Raw genomic sequence first — 247 nt, 5'->3', positions numbered from 1 at the left:
CCCAATAGCACAAGGCTTTCTCACGCCCCCTTGGTCGCTTCGAGGACAACGGCGAGTTTGCCGCCGTCAGGCCGGCGAATGCGCCAGAGCCGTTCCGCCTTGGGGTATTCTTATGATTTGGAACCATGGAGAGCCGTTGGATTCCAGTGGGAAACAGCTTTCCAAGCGCCGATCGTTTTGATAGTCGGTTTGCGAGTCGCCAGAAAACAAAAACCCCGCAGAACCGAGATTCTGCGGGGTTTCGCCG

The 247-nt window shown here is 57.1% G+C and carries 1 protein-coding gene; it reads right to left on the bottom strand.

What is annotated here, in order from left to right; translation table 11 throughout:
- Positions 1–66: 66 nt before the first annotated feature.
- On the bottom strand, positions 67–247 hold a 181-nt coding region (locus SB771_RS36270; RefSeq protein WP_410722193.1), incomplete at its 5' end, for a hypothetical protein.

Source organism: Burkholderia sp. SIMBA_051, from assembly GCF_046534915.1.
In the GTDB taxonomy this organism is placed as follows: domain Bacteria; phylum Pseudomonadota; class Gammaproteobacteria; order Burkholderiales; family Burkholderiaceae; genus Burkholderia; species Burkholderia ambifaria.
The sequence above is the reverse complement of the archived record's forward strand: the minus strand, read 5'-3'. Positions and strand labels throughout refer to the sequence as shown.